The following is a 20731-nucleotide window of genomic DNA, read 5'->3' as shown; positions in this document are numbered from 1 at the left end:
TTGGTGCCGTCGTGCGGGATCGGCTCGCCTCGGAGCCGATCGGTGGTCGTCAAGGTGGAGGTCACCGTACCGGAGGCGGTAGCGAGTTCCGGGCGAAACGGCGCGGACAGACCTGCGGAATCCGATGGCCCTCTTCGGATCTCGACGCGGGAAACGGCGTGGGTCCCGGACGTTACCGGCCCCGCAGCGCCTCGATCGTCACCACGATCGTGACGGGCCAGTCGGTCACCACCCGTTCCCGATGATGTTGCGCGAATTGGGATGCCAGCCGGTGCTGCCGGAGGGGTCCTGTGCTCCGTCGCCGCCGTAGCCGTACCAACGGAGGTCCCCGTTTTCCTCGACACCCCACAACGTGTCATAGCCGACATCGATGGCATCGGCCCCGGCGATGGAACTGGGCCCGGCGAACAAAGAACGGAATCCGTCCCATCCTCGGCCGATCTGATTGCCGTTGTTCGCGTGTGCCCCGGTGGCTCCGGACGGATCGTTTTCACCGTCGCCGGTGTACCGGTACCAGTGCAGGGCGCCGTCGTCGCGTACCCCGTAGATCTCCGGCCCGACTCCGACGATGAATTTGAAACCGAACCAGCCGTTGCCGATGATGTTGCCCGAGTTGGGATGCCAGCCGGTCGCACCCGACGGATCGTGCTCGCCTGATCCCAGATACCGGTACCAGTGCAGGAATCCGTCCTGGTCGACCGCGTAGATCACCCGCTCCGGTACGAATCCGAGTGGTCTGACGAAGGCTGCCCGTACGAACACGTGCAGGAAGTCCTGCCAGCCGTTGCCGATGGTGTTGCCATTGTTGGCGTCCGCGCCCAGTGCGCCCGAGGGGTCCTCGGTGCCGTCGCCGGTGTAGCGGTACCAGCGCAGGTCACCATTGTTCTGGATACCCATGAGCACGCCGTCGCCCATACCGAGAATGTGCTGGAAGTCGGTCCAGCCGTGCCCGATCGTATTGCCGGAGTTGGTATCCCAGCCGGTGCTCCCCGAGTGGTCGGCGGTCCCGCCGCCGAGGTATCGGTAGTAGCGCAGATGGCCGTCGGGTTCGACCCCGAAGATGCGCCCGGCGAACGGCGCGGACAACCCCGAGCCTCCGTGGCAGATGAGCCGGAATGACATGGCGTCCTCCTTGGATCGGCCGATGGTGTCCCCGACCCTTCACATCGTGGCGCGCGGCGCCACGGTGGGCCCGAGTACCGGGCTACCCGACCTGCTCCGCATGCGCTCGGCACGACACCTTGGCATCAGCGGCATGCGGACGAGACGGCCGGCCGGCCCATGACCCAGCGGCCGAAGAAGTAACGACGCTCGCCCAGAGCACCAACAGCAGCTCCCGCGACAGCAACCGGGTGCGCGGCCGACAATGCCGCCATACAACCAAAGAAGCCGCAGGTCGATGACCTGCGGCTTCCAATGGGGTGGTTCTAGCTGGGATCGAACCAGCGACCCCTCGCGTGTGAAGCGAGTGCTCTCCCGCTGAGCTATAGAACCTCGGGTTGCCGCCGAAGCGGCTGATCGGGCGGCGTTTTTGTGCTGCTCGAACGAGAATGAAGATTACACACACCACTGGGGACACACCAAATCGCGTGCACAACGGCGTAAAACTGGGGTTCTACGGGCCGGTGTGACGGGTGAGGTTTCATCGGGGCGTTGCCGGGGGGACATATGAGTGTTGCCGGGGGCGGGTGGGATGGGGTGAGTTGTGGGTAGAGCCGATAGTGGGCGGCGGTCGACGATTGAGGTTGTCGGCGCGGCGCGGTGGGCCGGAGGCCGTTCCCAAGACGGGACGGCTGGCGGGACTACATGCCTGTAGTTCGTATTTCACACCTTCTACCAGGCGATTTGTTACCTGTGCGGAGTGTCGGCTAATGTTCTCTCTCGTCAGCCGGACAGCCGCAAGGCGCCGGGGACGGAATGCGGATGTAGCGCAGTGGTAGCGCATCACCTTGCCAAGGTGAGGGTCGCGGGTTCGAATCCCGTCATCCGCTCGAGAGGCCATACACGGCCTGCTTGGCGGTGTGGCCGAGTGGTGAGGCAACGGCCTGCAAAGCCGTGCACACGGGTTCGATTCCCGTCGCCGCCTCTTCTTCATTGAAGAGACAAGACCCGCGCGATTAGCTCAGCGGGAGAGCGCTTCCCTGACACGGAAGAGGTCACTGGTTCAATCCCAGTATCGCGCACCAACGTTCGACCAGATCAGGCCCGGTTTCCGCCGGGCCTTTCTGCTGTCATGAACTCAATGTGAACTGAGGGGCATGAACTCAATGGGAACTGAGTCGCCACTCTCAGGTTCGTCTCCGGCCGTGAACTCCGCGCCGCAGTTCCCGCAGTAGATCGGTGCGACCCCAAGTGCGGTTCTGGAGACTCGGATCTTGCGTCCACAGTCGCATGCGGCGGCAAGCCCGTTGTTGCTCGACCTGCGGCCTTCACTGCGGCTGGGTTCCCGCCGGCGGTAGGCAACGAGCGCGAAGGCAAGTTCGTCGAGCACGTCCCGATAGTGCTCACGAGTCGGCTCCGGCACCGCAGTGATCGACCACCCGAGCTTCGCGTGTTGGGTGAGAGCGAGTCCGAGCTCTTCACCGAGGACTCGATAGCGTTCGTTATGCCATCGTCCTTGTCGGCTGGTGTCCTTGATACCGCGGGCAACAGCGATCCCGTGGGCGGCTTCGTGCAGCAGCGTGCCGAGTACGTCGACGACTCCGCGCTGAAAGCCCTCGCCGCCGACGAACAGTTCGTGTAGTTCGTATTCGCCACGTATCCACCTGTGCGGCGCGAAATGCCCGAGGGTCAGGTCGCTGCTACCGGTCGAACCGGACCCGATGGCGAGCACCACCTCAGGTACGTCGGGGTGCCGGGATCGGATTGCGGCCCAAGTGTTTTCCAGGGCGGCGACGAGCAGGCCGGTGATCGTGTCGGAGTCGGTCATGATCAGCAAGGTCTTTCCGAAGGCTTTGACACGTACGTGTCAACGACAAGTGGGAGACCCGGTGAGAACGTGGATTCCCTGGGCGCGCGCCGCGCTCTCACCAGGGCAGGCCCTGCGGCCTGCCCTTGCTGCCCGCCCAGGGGCCGCAGAGGCTCCCGATCCCAGGGAACGCGCCACCGCGTGCACAACCGAATTCCCGTCACACACCGCCAGATTGGTCTCCGGGCAGCCGGTTCGGGAATTCGGTTGGGCCGGGCGCGGACCCTGGAATCGGGAGGGGCGGCACCGCACAATGCGGCGCGCACCCGGGGAATCCCCACCCGCACAGCACTTCCGGACCACACCCGGCACCGAACCGGCAAACGCGACTCTCCATGCCTGACTCGGCCACCTGCACGCAACTCATCGTCTCGGACGTCACCCCCGCGCCAGCGCTCCGGATCAGACCACCTACGTCACAGTCACGGACCTACCTCACGTCACCGAACGCCACCACCTACCCAACAGCAACGCTCACTACCCAACCCAACCAACTACTTCTCTTCTTCATACTCATTCTCTTAATTAACTACTCCCCCAACATTTTTACTTCTTCTCTCTCCTGCTCCCCTCTTCAGGATCACCAAATACACATTGATGTGGGTATTTGGTGATCCTGACGAGGGGAGCAGGCATCACCGCAGGTCGGTCTGCGTGTCGGGGGGTGCGAAACTAGGGTCTAACCAGGTGACCGATCTGACCTCGTTTCGCACACGTCCTGCATCGATGTGGCGAGCACATCACCGGTTTCACACCTCACGGGTCGCGCTAAGCCTGCGTTCGACCCCGGTTTCGGTTTCAGCCGATTAGCTTGATCAACAACAGCTTTCAGGACATTTTCCGGATAGCCGTCTCCGGCGACCGGTTCCGTCCCGAGCGCCTGTCACGTCCGGGATGGGCTGGGGGCGCGTGATTCTAACGGTGCCGCCGCCCTGTCAAGCCCGGCCCCCCGACTGCCGGCCTGGTGCCCTAGCTCACGGCCGGGTGACCGGGAGGCCGGGCTTGACACGACGGAACCGCGGCACCAACTCGGGCAGGTGTCGGGCAGGCGGGGCCTGCCCGTCTCGTTCACGCGCCCCCAACCCACCCCTCCGCAAACATTCTGTATTGCCGAGTTTCGTGCGTTCTACTGGCGCGCTTCCCTGTGGCACACGTCTCGATCCCTCGGGGCATTGACTTGCGCCTCCTCGGAGTTGGCGGCTTGCGGGTGAGGAAGTATCAAAGCGACTGTGGAACAAGGTGTTTCGCTGGAATTGCTTCCTGGAAGTGTTTTCGATGCCCGTGTGCAGGTCGTTGCCACACCCCCCGACCTCTTATTACAGTGAGACTGCAATAAGGCGATTGAAGCTACGAAAGGGCATACCGTGAACACTCCGATCATCGACCTCGGATCCGCCGCTTTGAATCTCGCCGATGTGGTGACATCGCTGGCATCGAATGTGACCTACCTACTGCAATCGTGGGGCTCGATGTAGATGGCGGGCAGTCTCGATGTTCGCGATTCGGGCGTGATCCGTGGCAGCATGTCGATAGCTGATAGTTCGCTGAATGCTTCTTGTTGTGCCGAGAAACAGGTGGTGACGATGGAGTCCGTCGAACAACCGCGCTCGACCGCGGCCGAGATGTGGGGCAAGTTCACCGCGCTCGGGGGCCCGCAACACATTCTGGACGGGGCCGCGCCCGCGATCGGGTTCTTGATCGGGTACGGGGTGTGGAACGCCAAGATCGGTGTGTTGATCGCGTTGGCGGTGGCGCTCGGGATCGGCGGCTACCGGCTGGCGCGCGGGGACTCGGTGAAGGTCGTGGCCATATCGGTGGCTCTGGTGGTGGTGTTCTCGTTGTTCGTCGGGTTCACCGGAGAAGGTCGCGCGTTCTATCTGCCCGACCTGCTGATCTGCGCGGTGTGCGCGGTCGCGTTCGGTATCACGCTGCTGCTGCCGCGACGCCCGCTCTCGCACTGGATCAGCCGCCGGATCGGCTTGGAACCGGCCGAGGCCGCGGATCCGGCTGCACGATTGCGGCTGCATAGGCGCGTCACGCTGGCGTGGTTCGTGTTCTGGGCGGTGCACCTGGTGGTGATGGTGCCGCTGTACGCGGCGAACAAGGTGGTGCTGCTCGGCTCGGTGGCCCTGGTATTGGGCAAACCCGCCCTGGTGGTGATGCTCGCCGTGACGTGGCTGTGGATCCGCCGATCCCTGCACCACAACACCCCGGCCGCCCCCGCCGGGGCCTGACCGAGCCCCTCTCGATCCGACCAACCGACACAGGGTCCGGGACTGTCCCGGCCCGCAGCAGGAAGGTGCACGATGACCTCGACCGATCCCAGCGATTTCATCTACCAGCAGCATCAGAAAGCACTGGCGGAGCTGCCGTTCGCCGACACCACCGATCAGGCCGACTGCGATCGCGGATTCGTCGCCGCGCTCGAGCCCGGAGTGGTCAAGGGCGTCGACGGGAACGTGGTGTGGGACGCGGACTCGTGGGGGTTCCTGGAAGGTTCCTGCCCCGCCTCGGTCCATCCCAGTCTGTGGCGCCAGGCAGGGTTGAACGTGCGCCAGGGCCTCTACGAGGTCACGGCGGGTATCTATCAGATTCGCGGACTTGATCTTTCGCAGATGACGATCGTCGAGGGCGAGACCGGGGTGATCGTCATCGACCCGCTGGTCTCGGCCGAGACGGCGGCCGCGGGCTTGGCGCTGTACCGCGAGCACCGCGGCGACAAGCCGGTGACCGGCTTGATCTACACGCACTCGCACATCGATCACTTCGGCGGCGCGCTCGGTGTAACCACCAATGAGGACGTCGACGCGGGCCGCTGCCCTGTCATCGCACCGGCCGGATTCCTCGAGCACGCGGTCGCGGAGAACGTCTACGCGGGCACCGCCATGACACGCCGCGCCGCCTACATGTACGGCGCCGTGCTGCCGCGCGGACCCAAAGGCACGGTGGGATCCGGTCTGGGACAGACGAATTCGCTGGGCACTTTCACCCTGATCGCGCCGACTCTGGACATTACCCACACCGGGCAGGAGGAGACCGTCGACGGGGTGCGGATCCTCTTCCAGATCACCCCCGGCACCGAAGCGCCGGCGGAGATGAACTTCTACTTCCCCGACCACCGCGCACTCTGCATGGCCGAGAACACCACCCACACCCTGCACAATCTGCTCACCCTGCGCGGCGCGCTGGTGCGCGACCCGCATGTGTGGTCGCAGTACATTACCGAATCGATCAACCTGTTCGCCCGCGAATCCGACGTCGTGTTCGCCTCGCACCACTGGCCGACCTGGGGTACCGACCGGCTGGTGGAATACATGTCCCTGCAGCGGGATCTGTATGCCTACCTCCATGATCAGACCCTGCGGCGACTCAACCAGGGGTATGTCGGCAGTGAGATCGCCGAAATGATCGAACTGCCGCCGAACATCGCCGCGGCCTGGCACACCCACGGGTACTACGGCAGCGTCAGCCACAACGTGAAGGCCATCTACCAGCGCTACATGGGCTGGTTCGACGGCAACCCGGCGCATCTGTGGGAGCACCCGCCGGTCGAGAGCGCCACGCGGCACGTGGAATTCATGGGCGGCGCGGACGAGGTACTGCGCAAGGCCCGGGTCGCCTACGACGCCGGTGACTACCGCTGGGTGGTGCAAGTGGTCAACTACGTCATCTTCGCCGATCCGACCAACGAGGCCGCGAAAACCTTGCAGGCCAGCACCTTCGAACAGCTGGGCTACGGCTCCGAGAACGCGCCCTGGCGCAACTTCTATCTCATGGGCGCCTACGAGTTGCGTAACGGCAATGTCGGCACCCCGACCGCGGCCACCTCACCGACCATGCTCGCGGCACTCACCGTCGAGCAGGTCTTCGACGCGATCTCACTACGCCTCGACGGACCCAAGGCGTGGCACGAAACCGCCACCAGCGACTGGCATTTCACCGACGAGCAGCGTGTGCGCCGCCTCGAACTGCGCAACGGTGTGCTGGTGCACTACGACCGCCCCGACGCCGCGAACCTGCCGCCCGCCGAGGTGACCTTCACACTCACCCGGGCCACCCTGATCGGTGTACTACTCGCCGGACAAGACCTGAGCGCCGCCCTGGCCTCGGGCGCGATCACCATCGACGGCGACGCTCAAAGCTTCGTCCGCCTCACCACCCTCTTCGACGAACCAGACCCCAACTTCGCCATCGTCACCCCCTGAACCGGCCACACCCGTATGAGGCTCCCGCCAAACCGAACCACCTCCCATCGACGGACGGGAGCTATACGGAAACGCACTATTCTGCCGCATACCGCGCTGATCGAACAGGCCACGGACGTCGGTGGCAACCATGTGCGGGCGGATGGCTCGCGGAGATGCCCGGCATCGATGGCTGCGGGCACCTGGTAGAAAAGGGGCGGAGCCCGTGCCAGTCTCTAGCTGGCACGGACTCCGTTTGTTCGGTATTCAGTTGGTTTTCAGTTGTGTCCGAAGGGTTCAGCCGAACAGGGTCAGCTGGTTCTGGCGAGCTCTCCGATCACAGTCGTCTCGGTAGGTTCTGGCCAGTCGCATCACCTTCGACCTCGACAAGTCGAAGTCCACGGCGATCGCGGCCCAGCTGGCACCCCGGTCGTACTGTTCCTGGATCTCCCGCCCGAGCCGTAGCTCCGTTCGGGCGCTCATCGGTTTCTTGGCTGTGGCCATGATCAGACACCACAGTTTCCGTAGGAGTCTTCTCGCTGGCATTCACCGTTGCCGATCTCGCACCCGGCCTCCGTGCAGTCATCACACAAGGTCAAGGCGTTGGCTGTTCCGACGACGATGTCGAAGCAGTCCCGGCATCCGCACCACCGGTAGCACGAGGCCGCGGTCATGACCGTGGCTCCTGCTGCTGGTCGTCCTCGGCGTCATTGCCGTGACGGCGGAGTGGCTCGGTGCCCCAGGTCTCGTAGAGACCACACTCGGCGCACCAGGCCAGCCGGAATCGACACGAATCCCATTGCGACACCGGAACATCGACCATGGCCGTACCGCACAAGCAGTTCGGCACCGTCACGTCCGGATCCATCGGGTGGGGTTCGTAGGGCTCCCAGTGACCGCATTCCGAGCAGTGCCACACCACGATGACGTAGCCCGTCTCGGAGTCATCGGCCAACCGTGTCGGGAACACCGACATCGGTTCACCGCAACACATCATCGGAGTGATCCGATCGATGCGCGTCTGCGACATCCACGCCTCCGGCAAGGCGCCGCCTCGCGACATCCACCTGTCGAGGACCTCAACGGCTTCGGTGAGATCATCCAGGATGCGGACCGCCATGTTCCGGTCGTCGTAGACCTCACCCGTGAGGGCGTGGGTCTCGCCGATCAGTCCATGGATTCGGGCTAGCGCGATGTTGGGGTTCATGCCGGAACCTCCTGGCTGTCGGTGAACTCCGTCGACCGAGCCTGAATCGCCGACACGATCTGTTCGTCCGCGACGTCGATGTCGCCGACGATCACCCCGACGTCACGCAGGTCCGCCAACACGGTCCCGATCACCGCGGACAACACTGTCCGGTCGATGATCTGAATCTCGCTCGCAGCGACCGGCACCGGGTTCCCGGTGGTGGTCGTCCAGGCTCGGGGCAGGATTCCGCCGCGGCACAGCCACCGATCGAGATCGGTGAATGATTCGGTGAGGCAGAACATCAGCCCGTCGACCTTGCTGGAGCGGTCGGGCGCGTTCTCGCGAATTTCCGTGTACCCGTGAACGAGTCTGCGGATCTCTCGCAAGGTGATGTTGGGATCCATCACGCTCTCCCGACGACCGGCCGTGGCGAGCACAGCCCGTGCTGGGTGTGCAACGCGCTCAAATCCCATTGCAGGCACTGCACCTGATCGAGCAGTTCCTTGCACTGGTCGGTGAGTTCGTCGCGTTCCTTGATCAGCTCGGCCACCCACACCGCGTGCGCTTTCGCGTCCGCGATGATCGGCTCGCTGCCGTCGACCGGTGCACTGTCCTGCAGCGCGTCGGTGATGGCTTCCAGGAGTTCCCCGAGGCTCTCGCGCGGCAGTTCGGCGGTGACCGAACGGTATTCACCGGCGAGGGCGTAGAGGAACGTGAACCGGAAAGCCGCGCCCGGTTCCATGGCGATCATCAACCGGCCGTACCGGTTCGCGTGCGCGGCGAGGGTATGACGCCCCATCACGCCACCTCCCCGATCACCGTGGTGGTCGCGGTCGCGACGATGCCGATGTGGCCGTCGTCGGGATCGACCGTGTGCGCCCACCAGACCTCGATCCCGTCGTCGACCAGATACACCGACTCGCCGCACACGGCGCAGGGGATCTTCTCGGTCTGGACGGGTTCGTGATCGTTGATCGAGTGCGGTTCGTGGGTCCACCAGTAGTCGGTCCCGTTGAACACCAACGCGATCCGGCCACCGCAGCGGTAGCAGTGCACCAGGGCGTTGTGCGGCGTCAGCACGGTGCCGTCCACGTTGACGGGTACCGCGTCGCTGACCTCGTTGTCGATGACGCCGCTGCTGGTGGTGCCGGTGAACTCGTTGATCGCCGCGATCAGCCGGTCCCGCAGGACACGGGCCTCGCTGACCGAGAGATCGGCGAGCATGCCCTCGTACTCGGGCTTCAGATACCAGCGGATCTCGATATCACCGCGGATGTCGTCGGCGGCGAGCAGTTCGACCGTGGCATCGGGCATGTTGTGCCAATGCGTCACGATCGACCCATGGCCGCCTCGCCCGTACTCGCCGTTGGAGGCAGCGTTCGCCTCGGTTCCCAGGTACGCCATGATCAGATTCCTTTCAGGTTGGTGTGGTGAATGGCGTTGTGGCACAAGGATTTGTTCATCAGAACTCCTCCAACGGCCACGCGTCCGGCCCGAAGTAGAGCGGGAACGCCGGAGCGCCATCCGGATTCGGGCTGGCTGCCCAGTCCGGGGTGATGCTGCCGGGATCGGCCTCTACCTGAGCGTGGGTGATCAGCGCCCCGGTCAGCATGTCGGCCAGGTGCTCGGTCTCGGCCAGGTGCAGGTAGACCCGCATCCCGGTCTCCGGCGTCGGCATCCACGTGATCTGCACCCGCGGGCCCTCCGACGTGATTTCGAGGAACACCTGCGCGGTGGTCTCGTGCCAGTGCACGGTGATGTCGCCGTTGCCGTCACCGGTCGCGGTCCGGCCTTCGATGCACGCCATGATCAGGCCACCTCGTCCTTGTCGGCCCGGACGTTCGCCCACGGGTCGTCATCGACGCCGGGGTTGTTGTCGGGCTGGGGATTCGGTCGCCCGGTGTTGCGGTTCTTGGAGCGGACGGGTTTGGCCACCGCGTATTTCAGTGACGTCCCCACCTCCTCGGCCACCAACTCCATGACCGTGCGCTTGATGCCTTCGCGGTCGGTGTAGTCGCGCTGCGACAGTTTCCCGACCACGATCACGCGGTCTCCCTTGTTGAGGGAGTTGGCGACGTGCTCGCCCGCCTCGCGCCACTGGGTGCAGCGCATGAACAGGGCGGGCCCGTCCTTCCACGCCTTGGTCTTCGAGTCGAAGACCCGCGGGGTGGAAGCGACCGTGAAGTTGACCACCGCGTCCCCGGTGTCGTTGAGATACCGGATGATCGGGTCGGCGGTCAGGTTGCCGATGATGGTGAGAGTCGTCTCTCCGGACATGTCATGCTCCTGAAAGTTGTTGAAATAATTCGGATTCCGAAAAACAGAGTTCTCGGTGAGGTTGTCCAAGCCTCAGGGGTTGTGATGCGTGAGCATCACGGGCGTTCAGCGATCGATAGCGGTACCTCCATTTCTGTGTTGTTGTTAAAACCCTTGGGGCACAGCCGGTTCGGGCTATGCCTCGGCCTGCATCTGCGCCGCCGACCCCGCCTGCCCGTAGCCTCGCTCCTGCGTCGGACCGGGCTGCTGGTTCACGGTGGGCTCGGCGTATTCGACCTCGGCCGCGGCTTCTGCCTGCGGGCTCGCGCCGTTGGGGTGTTGGGCCTCGGCGTGCTGTTCGGCGCGCTGGCGGGCCTTGCCGTTCTCACTCGGCACACCATGACCATTGGTCGCGGCCGTCATAACCTGTTTGGGCCGTAGTTCGCTGATGCGTTCTTCGAGTGCCGCCAGGCGTCCGGCGAGGTCGTCGAAGCGGCGCGCGTTGTCCTGGCGCAGCTGCTCGATCCCCGCGTTCTCCGGCTGGACGGCGGCCGCGGTCGTGGTCTGCGTGAGGCGTTCGCGATGCTCGGCCACTTTATGTTCGCTGGCCGCCGCCGCGTGGCGGGCACGTGTTGCCGCGGTTCCCGAGATCGGCTGGAAGACGTTGCGTGCCAATGGTTTAGACGCGTCACTGTCGACGCCGTCGAGGGCCTGTACGACCTGGCCGCGCTGTTCGGCGGTGAGCACGCTGTCATGGACGGTGTGCTCTATACCGGCCCGCAGCCCCGACAGATACGCGGTCGCCTTGGCCTGCTCCTCGGCGGGAGCACCGGCCGCGGCACGCGCTTTCGCAGCGTGGGATTCGCGTTGATAGTTCTCGGTGCGGGCCTGATACCAGGCGCGGGTGGTGGTGATCTCGTGGTTCATCACCTTCTGCGCGTCACGCAGCTCAGCAGAGAACTGCTTGTAGTCGGCGCGCGAGAGGCGGACCGAGCCATCGGCGCTGGCACGCTGAATGCGTTGCAGCAGTTGGAACATCAAGGCCGCGAGCTGTGGCCAGTTGCGGGCGAGTTCATCGACTTCGCTACCAGACATGGGAATTCGTTCCTCTCGTGGGTTCAGGCGGGGGTTTCGGCGGTGATGCGGTTGCGGGCTGCCGCGGCGCGCCAGGCTCGCCAGTGGGCACGGGCCGGGCGGGAATGCGCGAAGTAGAACCGCGACCCCGCGTGGAAGACCGTGCTGCCGAGGTCGCGGGCGGCGTGGCCGGTGATCGACCAGTCCGGGCGGCCGGTGCTGATCCACGCGCCGTATCCGATCCACCCGATCAACCAGGCGATCAACGGGATTACCGTGGCGGCCGGGGCACCGGAGGCGGCCGTCAGCCACATCAGCGGTATCGTGACCGTGATCGCGGCCGCGAAGGCGCGAGCCCCGCGGATGCGGCGGCGGGCTCGGGTAGTCCAGTTCGGGCGGGTGAGGTCGGTGAGTTCGATGCCGGAGGACTCCATGAGCGCTTGCAGCTCACCGTCCCAATCGATTCCCCGGCCCGGGTTGTTGGCGGTCATGCCGGAACTCCTTGATGGTTGTCGTGATGGTTGGTGTCGATCTCGGTCAGCCAGCCCACGGCCGACGGGCTCGGCGTGGTGTCCGCACCGTCCGGGGTGGACACCGGGGTGGCCTCGGCGCTGACCGTGTGGTCACTCGTGGCCGGTTCGGTGTCCGCGCTGGCGGACAGGTAGCGGCGGACAGTGCGTTTGCTGACTGCGAGTTCGGTCGCGATGCGGGCGTGAGTCCAGCCCTGCGCCTGCAACTCCCGCGCCCGCAGGCGGCGGCTGTCCGCCTCGATGTCCTCCCCGGTGACAGCGCCGTCGACCGTGGCGTCCGTCTGTCCGGACACCGTGGCCACCGCCTCGGCCAGGGGGCGGACAGGATCCGGGAGTGCTTCGATCTGGGCCGCCAGCGGAATCTCGCGGGTGGCCGGGACTTTCAGCGCTCGGGCCGGAACTGGCGATGTCCCAACGGAATTCGGTTCGGCCTGTTCACGCGGGCTGACCGCGGCGGGTGGTGTCATCGACAGCAACGCGAACCCGCACACCACCATGAGTCCGTCCAAGGTCAGCGGCCCGAACTCGGCGGCCGGATGCCCGTACCCCCAGGCCAGCAGTACATCTCGGACGTGGCTGTAGGAGATCACCGCCGAACCGAGTGCCACCGTGCCCGCCCCGCCGAAGCGCGCCACGGACCAGAAGGGTCCGCGTCGCCACGCCACTCGGGAAAGTACCTCGACACTGAGCAGTAGCCCGATCGGCCAGACCGCGGACCCGACCCGAGCCGCGATCGTCAAGGCCAACCCGCTGGGCATGTGAACAGTCGGGAGGAAGGTGTGCAGGACGTTGGTGGCCACCGAGGTCAGCGACCCGAACACGAACCCGGTCCACGCCACCGCGTGACCACGCGGCCTATCGATACGCGTGCTCATCGTGTCCACCCCTTGTCCGCCTGGATGTCCGGGGTGTCCTCGCCGCTGTCCGCCTGCTTGTCCGGGGTGGCCACCCGATGCGGCATGGCCTGTCCGGGGCGGTCGGTGTCGGTGCGGGAGTGGACATTCTGGGTGGCCACGTAGGCGGCCATCGAACGGAAGTAGTCGGTCATGCGACCTCACCGCCCTCGCCGTCGAACCCGAGATCCGCGCGCCGGGCCCGCCCGGAATCCAGATCACGGACCGCGCGCAGCGGCACCCGCGGCTGGGTGTTGTTCGCCCATCGCTGTGGGAACGGATCCGCCGGCAGTTCGGTGATCTCGTCCAAGTCGACCGGGATCACATGCCCCCATTGGGCTTTGAGCGCGTGCACCCACACCACGTCGCCGCGGTCGAACTCCGCCAACCGATTCGGGTCGATGAACAAGGTTTCGCGGTTGCCCAGGGTGCCTTCCTCGCCGGGCTTGCCGTTCTTGGAATGCCGGGAGTTCTCCGTGACCGGGCGCGTCCCGAACACCTCCGAAACCTTGCCCGCTCCTTCGAGAGCCATGAGCAGGGCGCCGGAAGGGCAGGCTTCGAGCAGGCGGCGGCGTTCGTCCTGGTTCTGACCGAGTCCGTACTGGTTCTGGGCGGAGAAGATCGCCACCACACCCATGCCCAAAAGGCGTTCGGCGATGGTGAATTGGTTGATGCCGCCGGTCTTGTCCGACACCGCCGACATCTCATCGATGATCAACACGATCTGCCGGTCATGCTCCCCACACGCGAACTGAGAGATCAGCGTCGTGATCGCGGCGACCTGAGCGCGGGCGTACTCGCCGCGCACGGTGCCCGGGGTGGTCGCGTAGATGACATCGAAGGAGTCCAGGGGGCGGCCGCCGTCGAAGCCTTCACCGATGGCGTTGAAGATGTTGCGGAACTTGCCCGCTACGTCCCCGATCGCGGGCGGCTTGTTCTGCTGCAAATCCTTGATCTCCGCCAAAATCGCGTCATGCCCCGCCCACGCATCCGTGAGCCAATCCAGAGTCAGGCGCTGCTGGAAATCCTCCTTGTTGATGGGCTTGCCGCCCGGCGCATTCACCGCGAGTTGCACGACGCGGATGCGGTTCTGTTTGAAATGCTCGGCACCGGCGTCGGTGGCCTGCACCGGATTGATCATCGACTCCAAGGTGGCGCACTGATCATCGACGGACATGTCCCACAGGTCGAACCGGTTCGTGATGGGCCACAACGCGATCCGCTGCGGCTGCACACCCTGACGATGCGCGATCTTGACCACCTGACGGCCCGTCGCCAGCCCGGGCTTGCCGCCCTTGCAATCCAGGAAGATCAACAGCGGACGCTTCTCACCGGTGCGCACATACCGTCGCCAATAAGCTTCGTAGAGGGCGGTGCCCAGACGGACCTGCATGGTCGTCTTACCGGCCTTCTGCGACTTGCCCAGCACGATCATGTGCCCGAGACCCTCGATCGGGATCTCCAACTTCGCCGACCGCTTCGACGTCAGCTGCGTGACCGTGGTCGGCTGCGTCGCATCCGTGCGCTCCGACAACGGACCGAGCACGATCCTGTTGTTCAACCAGCCAGTGGTCAGTGGCGCACCGTACTTCGCGGCCCGCCGCGCGGCATGCGCCTGGCCGTGCTGCTGACGGCGCAGCAACCGCCGGGTCTTCCATGGCGAATCCACACCTTCTGTGCCTAGCCGGGTCAGGAACCGCGCCCGATACAAGGCCGCGGCACCCCACGCCAACGGCAGGCACCCGGCGGTCATCGCCACCAGCGCCCCGCTACCGAGACCGGAATCAGCGAGCACGCGAGTGCCCTGCCACCACAGGCCCGGGGCCGCGAACCAGGAGTTCGTGAGCACCATCGCCCCGACCGGCAATGCCAGTGCGCCGAGTGCGTAGTTGCGGACCTGTCGGGCGTCCCAGCGCCGCCAGTTCGCGAACACATTCATGCCCACCGCCAGCACGACCAGGAAACCGAGCCCGAGCAGCAGCGTGGCACACCAGGCCAACACGTCGGTGACGCTGGAGACGTGAACGCTCCAGTTCGGGGCATGCCACCCATTCGGCAACGTCTGGTTGTCGAACCGACTTGGCGAAGGCTGTTGCGGGGCAGCCGAACTCACCAAGGTTCCCGGGGTGGGTGACGGCTCGGGTATCGGGACCGCGGTGGTGGTCGTGGGCGGGACCGTGGGATCGGTGCCGCAGTCCTGCGGGGTGATCAGGGGGACGCATCCGCTCATGACCGCACCCCCTTCTGGGTCAAAGTGGTGTCCAGGTCATGGATTTCGAGATTCGGCAGAGTGCTGAGATTCCGTTGATGCGCGACCCGCGCCGCGGCCGTTTCGACCGCACGACGCAGACCGGGCCCGCGCACGAAGTACAGAACCCCAGCCAGGTCGTTGCGCTCGGCCGCTTCCAGCGCCACCGAGATCGCCCGGGTGAGGCGGCCTTCGCCGAACTTGCGCGACAGCTCGACCTCAATGCCCCACACCTTGTCCGGATCCGCATAATCGCGGAACCAGGCATCGTGCAGGTGGACATCGATCCGGCCGGTCTCGGACTTCAGCAGCCGCCGCAACAGCCGCTCACTTGTCCACACTTGCGGATCGGTGTCCAACCCGGTCAGCGCCAGCCGCAACTCCGTGACCGCGGTCAGATGCGCGGCTGTCGAGGCTTTCGGTCGCCACTCTCCCGGGTCGAATTCCAGGTAGCCCCAAGCGATTCGGCGCTCGGAGAAGATCCAGAGCGGGCCGTGCGGGACGGTGCTGGGATCGTCGAAGTTCTGCGAGTTCCGCCACGGGCCCGGCGACCCGTAATCCACCCGCGCCACCTCCACATGGCCGACCTTCTGCAAGCGACGCGCCAACTTGTGCGCAGCCCGCGGACCCTTGCCGACCGCCTTGGCCAACGTGTCGAACGACAACCCGTACTGCTGGGCAATGAACTCATCGAGCCGGGTCTCCCACGGCTGCAACCTGATCTGCGGCTCACTCATCGCGACCCCGCCTCACGCGGGCATTCCTTCGGCCACACCGCAACCTGCGAAGTCCCCGGGGCCGGGCACGTCACGACCGTGGACGGCAACGCCTCCCGAGTGCCGAACAACAACACACCCAGATACACGCCCGCCGCGAACACAAGCCCCAACAGGATCAGCACGGCCAACGCCATCGGCGAGATCGGCACACCCGCACGATCGCGGTCGATGCTGTCGAACATGAGGTAGTCGTTCATCGCCGACCACCCCGCCGATGACCGAACGGACTCGATGCACTCCAGACCATTCCGACTACTCCGAACAGCACCATCGCCAGTAGAAGCAAAACGGCGACCTGGGGTACAAAAATGCTTACAGCCAGCGCAATTGCGAGCAGTAGCAGCGACATCCGGATCATGCCGCACCACCCACGGTAGGGATGGGGCGCAGAAGCGCCATTGCCTCGTCGCGACGCACGCGGATGCTGTTCGGGCCAACCATGTAGCCGGTCAGTCGTCCCGCCGAAATCCAGCGGCGCACAGTCACTTCATGTACGTCGAAGAGTTCAGCCACGTCTTGCAGTCGCATATACGCACTGCTAGAACGGGCCACTTCACCCCTTCGATGCCCTCTTGAGCTTGTCAATGCGATCGTTCCTTCCTGTGTCTCTCGGGAACTGAAACCCGTTGAGATACAGCAGAACTCGCGACGGCATGGGCGTAGTAGTGAGCACACGAGGCATCAGGGGTGCACACCCCTGGGCCCCTACACCCCGTGCACCCTCGCCGTACAAGCAGTGCTCTGCACGGCGCGCACGGTATGTTGGTTCGCGTGGAACATCTGCTACCGATCGCAACGTCCGCAGACGTACAAGCACAGAAGCCCACCGTCGCCGTATTGCCGATCGGGAGCTTTGAGCAGCACGGTGCCTTTCACCCTCTAGTTACTGACACGGTGATCGCATGTGCAATCGCGAAGCGGATTGCCGAAGACTATTCGCTACTACTTCTTCCGCCGATCACAGTTTCACTTTCACACGAGCATTCAAGTTTCCCCGGGTCGGTAAGCATTCGAGCTACCACCCTGATCGCATTAATTGAGGACATCACCGAATCGCTGCGCTCATCTGGGATTAGCCATATTGTCCTTGTCAATGGCCACGGAGGAAATTACGTACTACAGAACGTCGTCCAGGAAGCCAACGCAGCAGACCGATCCATGACCCTATTTCCACTGCCTGTCGACTCGAATCAGGCCCGTACAGACGCTGGCATGAAGACAAACGGCCATGAAGATATGCACGCTGGCGAACTGGAGACTTCCATACTTCTTTACGTCACGCCCGAGCTTCTTCGCGTCGGATATGAGACCGCCGATTGGCGAGCCGACGACAGAAAGTTTCTGCTCTTAGAGGGAATGTCCGAATACACGCAGAGCGGAGTTATCGGATTTCCTTCACTGGGTACAGCAGAAAAAGGTAAGCGGGCACTAGACTCACTGTCAGGGTCATTCAAGCACCACCTCGAAACTCTTCAAAGGTAGTGTTCTCTCTTCACACGACCTGCGACAATGTCGCTTTTAGTTCGCTACCAGCGTTGCCCCGTAGTGCTCCTGCGCGCTTGGATAGGTCCCGCAAGACTGACAACGATCGAGCTGACGGTGCCGACCGAAATAGAGCCGCAGCCTGTTCACCGATCCGCTTGGCCTCCTCGAACTCACCGGCACCGAGGCAGGCCGAAGCCATCCGCGCCGCGCAGAGTCCCTGATCTCGCCGCTGAGACGCCGGCCAATTCGCAAGCCCTGACCCGTAGGTCTCGATCGCGCGCATCGGTTCCCCCAGACGGACCCAGCTGTGGGCGGCCTCCATCTCGATGTACGAGGGCGTGCAGTACTTCGCCAAGTTGCCAGGGCTGTCCGAGTCGATTTCGAGTGCTTCGGCCATCGCCTTGTCCAACGCGTTGCGGCAATCGTCGACGTCACCGAGCATCGCGTGAGCGTTCGCCAACTGCCGGAGGGCAACTGCTCGAAGTTCTGGAGTGAGTTCATCCCACCGCCGCAACGCGGCGTTGGCGAGCCCCATCCCTTTTGCTGCGAATCCGCGATCGGTCGCGATGTTGCTCTTCCGCATCAGCACATAGGACGTGAGATGGGTGTCCCCGAGCTCTTCGGCATAGTCCATGGCCGTATTGGTCCAGTACATTGCCGCTTCCAGATCACCTGAGTCCTGGAAGAGCCAACCCGCGAACTCATTGAATCGCGCGCCGACTTCAAGCAACGGCTCCCGCATGCGCCCCCGAGCCTTGCCGCAGAGCTCCTCAACGAGCGTCAGCTCGCCACGCAGCGCCTCCAGGACGTAACGCGGCCCTGTGAGAGCATCCATCCGGACATGTTCAGCCAGCAGGAACTGGAGATGATCGACGATCGCGGGATCGATCGTGTCAAACCCTAGTGGCATCAGCCCTGTACGCACTCCCGCCAGTCTGGTCTGAAGACGGCCAGATCCGCGCAATTCGGAATCATCAGGCTGATACCCGATTTCTGCTAGTCCGACCGGTCGCCCAGTGAACTCACCAAGCACCGCGGCCAAGACCTCAGCGCTGCGAGTGTTCGGCCGATGCGTGCCTGACCGATACCGGCCGATCGTGCTACCGCCGGGGCTGACCGGATCGCCGCCGTCAGCCTGGCTGTACTCAACCATTTTCCGGGCAATGGTTTTGTTGCCGATACCGAGCCTGGTGATGAGTTGGTCGAGCTGCTCATTCGGTCGGGTGAGCTCCCGTCCGGTGATGTTCATTCATGCCTCCCCATGCCGCCCCAGTACAGCATGACTGGCAGACATTTTTCCAAGATTGCCAACGCATTTCGTCGTATCACGTCCTCGGCCGCCTTCGCGTCGACTTGCCGAGCGGTCGCTGTCGATGGACTGATGCCGCCTGGGCTCGCCGGTTGTCGGTCGCGGTGGTATCAACCTCGGGGTCAACGAATTTCGACAGCGCGACCGCGATGGCTGTGTCTCGGTCCTGAGCCGCATGCTGATATCTCATCGCCGCGCCGGGAGTCGAGTGTCCGAGCCGCTCCATGAGTTCCTTCAGTGTCGCACCGGTCAGCGCCGCGAGTACTGCCCCCGTATGCCGAAGATCGTGCAACGTCAGATCAGCCTTGCCTTTGTCCAGGGGATCGCTTTCCTCGACCGCGGTCCACCGCCCGGCACTACGGCAGGCCTTGTACCAATGGCGTGAAAAGGTCGATGGGGCAAGATGTCCGCCGTTGACCGCCGAGAACAGCAACGCGTTCGGCCCCGCCTCGACGTGGTCTCTCAGATGGTCCTCGATCATCGGAATAAGGTGCGGCGGGATGGAAACGTCTCGACTGCCTGCCTCGGACTTCGGGGCCTTGACCTTCCGGACTGCTACGCCCCGCACAGTGCTCTTCAGCCTCACTACGCCACGCCGGACGTACACCTTCTTGCGCGGTAGGTCGATGTCCTTACGACGCAACTCGGTCAGCTCACCGAATCTCAGAGCGCACCACGTGGCGAGCAGTGCCATCAACCGGTACCGCGACGGTAAGGCGCTCACGATCGTTTCAAGCTCCCCCAGAGTCGCGGGACGAATTACGCGCGCCCTCGTAGCGCTTCCGGCGCCCTTGATCCGGCACGGGTTTCGGTGAACTGGAATCTTCTTGTCCGCAAGGGCTGTATTGAAAATCGTTGAGCACAAGCCATATACGCGGGCGCGAAGGGTTGGCGCGCCGGGCCTCAACTTCGAGTACCACTCCCGGATCTCCTGCTCCTCGATGGACCCAATCGGGTACTCCCCGAGCACAGGCAGAATGTGTGAGTCGAGCCAGCCCTGATAGTCCTCTCGGGTGCGATCTTCCAGGTCGCGGTTCTTGATCCACCGCTCGGCGTACTCCTTGAAGGTCAGCTTCACTTCCTCTGCGACCTCAAGGCCGGGAGGCTGCCACGCTTTTCGGATGATCTCCGCATGTACGACGGAAAGCCAAGCGCGGGCATCGCCCTGCGTCAGAAAGCCCGTAGGAGCCTTGTACCTTCGACCGTCCGGCCCGAAGTACTGCGCGCGATAGCGTCCACTGGGAAGCTGGTCGACGGAACCGAACGTGCCCGCCTTTCTGTCCCTGCGCCCTTTCCCCCGAACCATGCCACCACCGCCTCGCTTCACGCGGTCTGGGGATCTCAGTTCGTTCGAGTTCACGTGAACTTGATCAGCCAGCGGCTACTATGAACTCGTTATGAACTGAGAGAAGTGTACCGATGTGTGTCGATGCCCAACAGTGCAATGAAGCTCTGGCCTGAAAGATACTGGCCCAGAGCCATTTTCGCTGTACATCGACGGTAGACCTTCGGCGCGAGGTACTGGTTCAATCCCAGTATCGCGCACCATATTTCGACCAGATCAGGCCCGGTTCACACCGGGCCTTTCTGCTGTCCTGACCCGGATTCGAGCTCGGGGCTCGACTTTCGGGGCCAACTCGGAGCCCTGCCGAATTCGTCATGGTGGACGTGCGGCCCCAGATGAACCAGGACAGTGGGCCGACGAGCGGGAACGCCAGCATCACCAGGACCCAAGACGGCCTTGCCGCCGGAGGCATAGTTGCGGGAACGTAGCACGCTCACCACGGCGGCGAGGAACAAGATCACAGCGGCGAGG

Annotated in this window: 23 protein-coding genes and 4 tRNA genes; 6 read left to right on the top strand and 21 right to left on the bottom strand. The window is 64.2% G+C overall.

Annotation, left to right across the window (positions count from 1 at the left end):
* Positions 1–225 precede the first annotated feature (225 nt).
* The gene (locus OG300_RS06040) at positions 226–1122 is read right to left on the bottom strand and encodes a tachylectin-related carbohydrate-binding protein (protein WP_405492975.1); all 897 of its coding nucleotides are present in this window, start codon (positions 1120–1122) and stop codon (positions 226–228) included.
* Positions 1123–1422: 300 nt separating this feature from the next.
* Positions 1423–1494 (bottom strand) — tRNA-Val (locus OG300_RS06035).
* Positions 1495–1919: 425 nt separating this feature from the next.
* Between OG300_RS06035 and OG300_RS06030 the strand changes: the two genes are divergently transcribed.
* The 3 genes from OG300_RS06030 (at position 1920) to OG300_RS06020 (ending at position 2186) form a co-directional block, all read left to right on the top strand.
* Positions 1920–1991 (top strand) — tRNA-Gly (locus OG300_RS06030).
* A 24-nt stretch (positions 1992–2015) separates the two neighbouring features.
* A tRNA-Cys gene (locus OG300_RS06025) sits at positions 2016–2086 on the top strand.
* A 25-nt stretch (positions 2087–2111) separates the two neighbouring features.
* A tRNA-Val gene (locus tag OG300_RS06020) sits at positions 2112–2186 on the top strand.
* Positions 2187–2239: 53 nt separating this feature from the next.
* Here OG300_RS06020 and OG300_RS06015 read toward each other — a convergent pair.
* The gene (locus OG300_RS06015) at positions 2240–2929 is read right to left on the bottom strand and encodes a hypothetical protein (RefSeq protein WP_405492973.1); all 690 of its coding nucleotides are present in this window, start codon (positions 2927–2929) and stop codon (positions 2240–2242) included.
* Between the two features lie 1622 nt (positions 2930–4551).
* On the opposite strand from OG300_RS06015, the gene OG300_RS06010 reads away from it, so the two are divergent.
* Complete coding sequence (locus OG300_RS06010) at positions 4552–5202, top strand: DUF3159 domain-containing protein (protein ID WP_405492971.1); 651 nt, start codon at positions 4552–4554, stop codon at positions 5200–5202.
* Between the two features lie 72 nt (positions 5203–5274).
* Positions 5275–7173 (top strand): alkyl/aryl-sulfatase, encoded by a 1899-nt coding sequence (locus OG300_RS06005; protein WP_405492969.1) that lies wholly within the window; start codon positions 5275–5277, stop codon positions 7171–7173.
* Positions 7174–7449: 276 nt separating this feature from the next.
* Here OG300_RS06005 and OG300_RS06000 read toward each other — a convergent pair whose 3' ends face one another.
* The 15 genes from OG300_RS06000 to OG300_RS05930 form a co-directional block, all read right to left on the bottom strand.
* Positions 7450–7656 carry a hypothetical protein gene (locus OG300_RS06000; RefSeq protein WP_405492967.1) on the bottom strand — a complete coding sequence of 69 codons (207 nt, stop codon included), beginning with the start codon at positions 7654–7656 and terminating at the stop codon, positions 7450–7452.
* Between the two features lie 166 nt (positions 7657–7822).
* Positions 7823–8359 (bottom strand): hypothetical protein, encoded by a 537-nt coding sequence (locus OG300_RS05995; protein WP_405492965.1) that lies wholly within the window; start codon positions 8357–8359, stop codon positions 7823–7825.
* Positions 8356–8745, bottom strand: a complete 390-nt coding sequence (locus OG300_RS05990) for a hypothetical protein (RefSeq protein ID WP_405492963.1) — start codon at positions 8743–8745, stop codon at positions 8356–8358. Before OG300_RS05990 ends, OG300_RS05995 begins: the two co-directional genes overlap by 4 nt.
* Positions 8745–9140, bottom strand: coding sequence for a hypothetical protein (locus tag OG300_RS05985; protein ID WP_405492962.1), 396 nt, complete (start codon positions 9138–9140; stop codon positions 8745–8747). The genes OG300_RS05990 and OG300_RS05985 overlap by 1 nt, the downstream gene beginning before the upstream one ends.
* Entirely contained in the window at positions 9140–9745 is a 606-nt protein-coding gene (locus tag OG300_RS05980; protein ID WP_405492960.1) for a hypothetical protein, read from the bottom strand. Before OG300_RS05980 ends, OG300_RS05985 begins: the two co-directional genes overlap by 1 nt.
* Positions 9746–9803: 58 nt before the next feature.
* Positions 9804–10148, bottom strand: coding sequence for a hypothetical protein (locus tag OG300_RS05975; protein WP_405492959.1), 345 nt, complete (start codon positions 10146–10148; stop codon positions 9804–9806).
* A 2-nt stretch (positions 10149–10150) separates the two neighbouring features.
* Positions 10151–10618 carry a single-stranded DNA-binding protein gene (ssb, locus tag OG300_RS05970; RefSeq protein ID WP_405492957.1) on the bottom strand — a complete coding sequence of 156 codons (468 nt, stop codon included), beginning with the start codon at positions 10616–10618 and terminating at the stop codon, positions 10151–10153.
* Between the two features lie 174 nt (positions 10619–10792).
* Positions 10793–11692 (bottom strand): hypothetical protein, encoded by a 900-nt coding sequence (locus tag OG300_RS05965; protein ID WP_405492955.1) that lies wholly within the window; start codon positions 11690–11692, stop codon positions 10793–10795.
* A gap of 23 nt (positions 11693–11715) precedes the next feature.
* On the bottom strand, positions 11716–12162 hold the full coding sequence (locus OG300_RS05960; protein ID WP_405492953.1) for a hypothetical protein: 447 nt from the start codon (positions 12160–12162) through the stop codon (positions 11716–11718).
* Entirely contained in the window at positions 12159–13076 is a 918-nt protein-coding gene (locus OG300_RS05955; RefSeq protein ID WP_405492951.1) for a terminase gpP N-terminus-related DNA-binding protein, read from the bottom strand. The genes OG300_RS05960 and OG300_RS05955 overlap by 4 nt, the downstream gene beginning before the upstream one ends.
* Complete coding sequence (locus OG300_RS05950) at positions 13073–13249, bottom strand: hypothetical protein (RefSeq protein WP_405492949.1); 177 nt, start codon at positions 13247–13249, stop codon at positions 13073–13075. Before OG300_RS05950 ends, OG300_RS05955 begins: the two co-directional genes overlap by 4 nt.
* Positions 13246–15324: a hypothetical protein gene (locus OG300_RS05945; protein ID WP_405492947.1), complete on the bottom strand. Its 2079-nt coding sequence runs from the start codon at positions 15322–15324 to the stop codon at positions 13246–13248. Before OG300_RS05945 ends, OG300_RS05950 begins: the two co-directional genes overlap by 4 nt.
* Positions 15321–16079 carry a hypothetical protein gene (locus OG300_RS05940; protein ID WP_405492945.1) on the bottom strand — a complete coding sequence of 253 codons (759 nt, stop codon included), beginning with the start codon at positions 16077–16079 and terminating at the stop codon, positions 15321–15323. Before OG300_RS05940 ends, OG300_RS05945 begins: the two co-directional genes overlap by 4 nt.
* Entirely contained in the window at positions 16076–16318 is a 243-nt protein-coding gene (locus OG300_RS05935) for a hypothetical protein (protein WP_405492943.1), read from the bottom strand. Before OG300_RS05935 ends, OG300_RS05940 begins: the two co-directional genes overlap by 4 nt.
* 157 nt (positions 16319–16475) lie before the next feature.
* The gene (locus OG300_RS05930; protein WP_405492941.1) at positions 16476–16649 is read right to left on the bottom strand and encodes an excisionase family DNA-binding protein; all 174 of its coding nucleotides are present in this window, start codon (positions 16647–16649) and stop codon (positions 16476–16478) included.
* A gap of 243 nt (positions 16650–16892) precedes the next feature.
* On the opposite strand from OG300_RS05930, the gene OG300_RS05925 reads away from it, so the two are divergent.
* The gene (locus OG300_RS05925) at positions 16893–17603 is read left to right on the top strand and encodes a creatininase family protein (RefSeq protein WP_405492939.1); all 711 of its coding nucleotides are present in this window, start codon (positions 16893–16895) and stop codon (positions 17601–17603) included.
* A gap of 10 nt (positions 17604–17613) precedes the next feature.
* On the opposite strand, the gene OG300_RS05920 is transcribed toward OG300_RS05925, so the two are convergent.
* From OG300_RS05920 to OG300_RS05910, 3 genes are all read right to left on the bottom strand, one after another.
* Complete coding sequence (locus tag OG300_RS05920; protein ID WP_405492937.1) at positions 17614–18855, bottom strand: hypothetical protein; 1242 nt, start codon at positions 18853–18855, stop codon at positions 17614–17616.
* A gap of 76 nt (positions 18856–18931) precedes the next feature.
* Complete coding sequence (locus OG300_RS05915) at positions 18932–20221, bottom strand: tyrosine-type recombinase/integrase (protein ID WP_405492935.1); 1290 nt, start codon at positions 20219–20221, stop codon at positions 18932–18934.
* A gap of 220 nt (positions 20222–20441) precedes the next feature.
* Complete coding sequence (locus OG300_RS05910; protein ID WP_405492934.1) at positions 20442–20636, bottom strand: hypothetical protein; 195 nt, start codon at positions 20634–20636, stop codon at positions 20442–20444.
* Positions 20637–20731 lie beyond the last annotated feature (95 nt).

The sequence above is a fragment of the Nocardia sp. NBC_00511 genome (genome assembly GCF_045161165.1).
GTDB lineage: Bacteria > Actinomycetota > Actinomycetes > Mycobacteriales > Mycobacteriaceae > Nocardia.
Note: the sequence above shows the minus strand (reverse complement) of the source record. Positions and strands in the feature narration are given on the sequence as shown.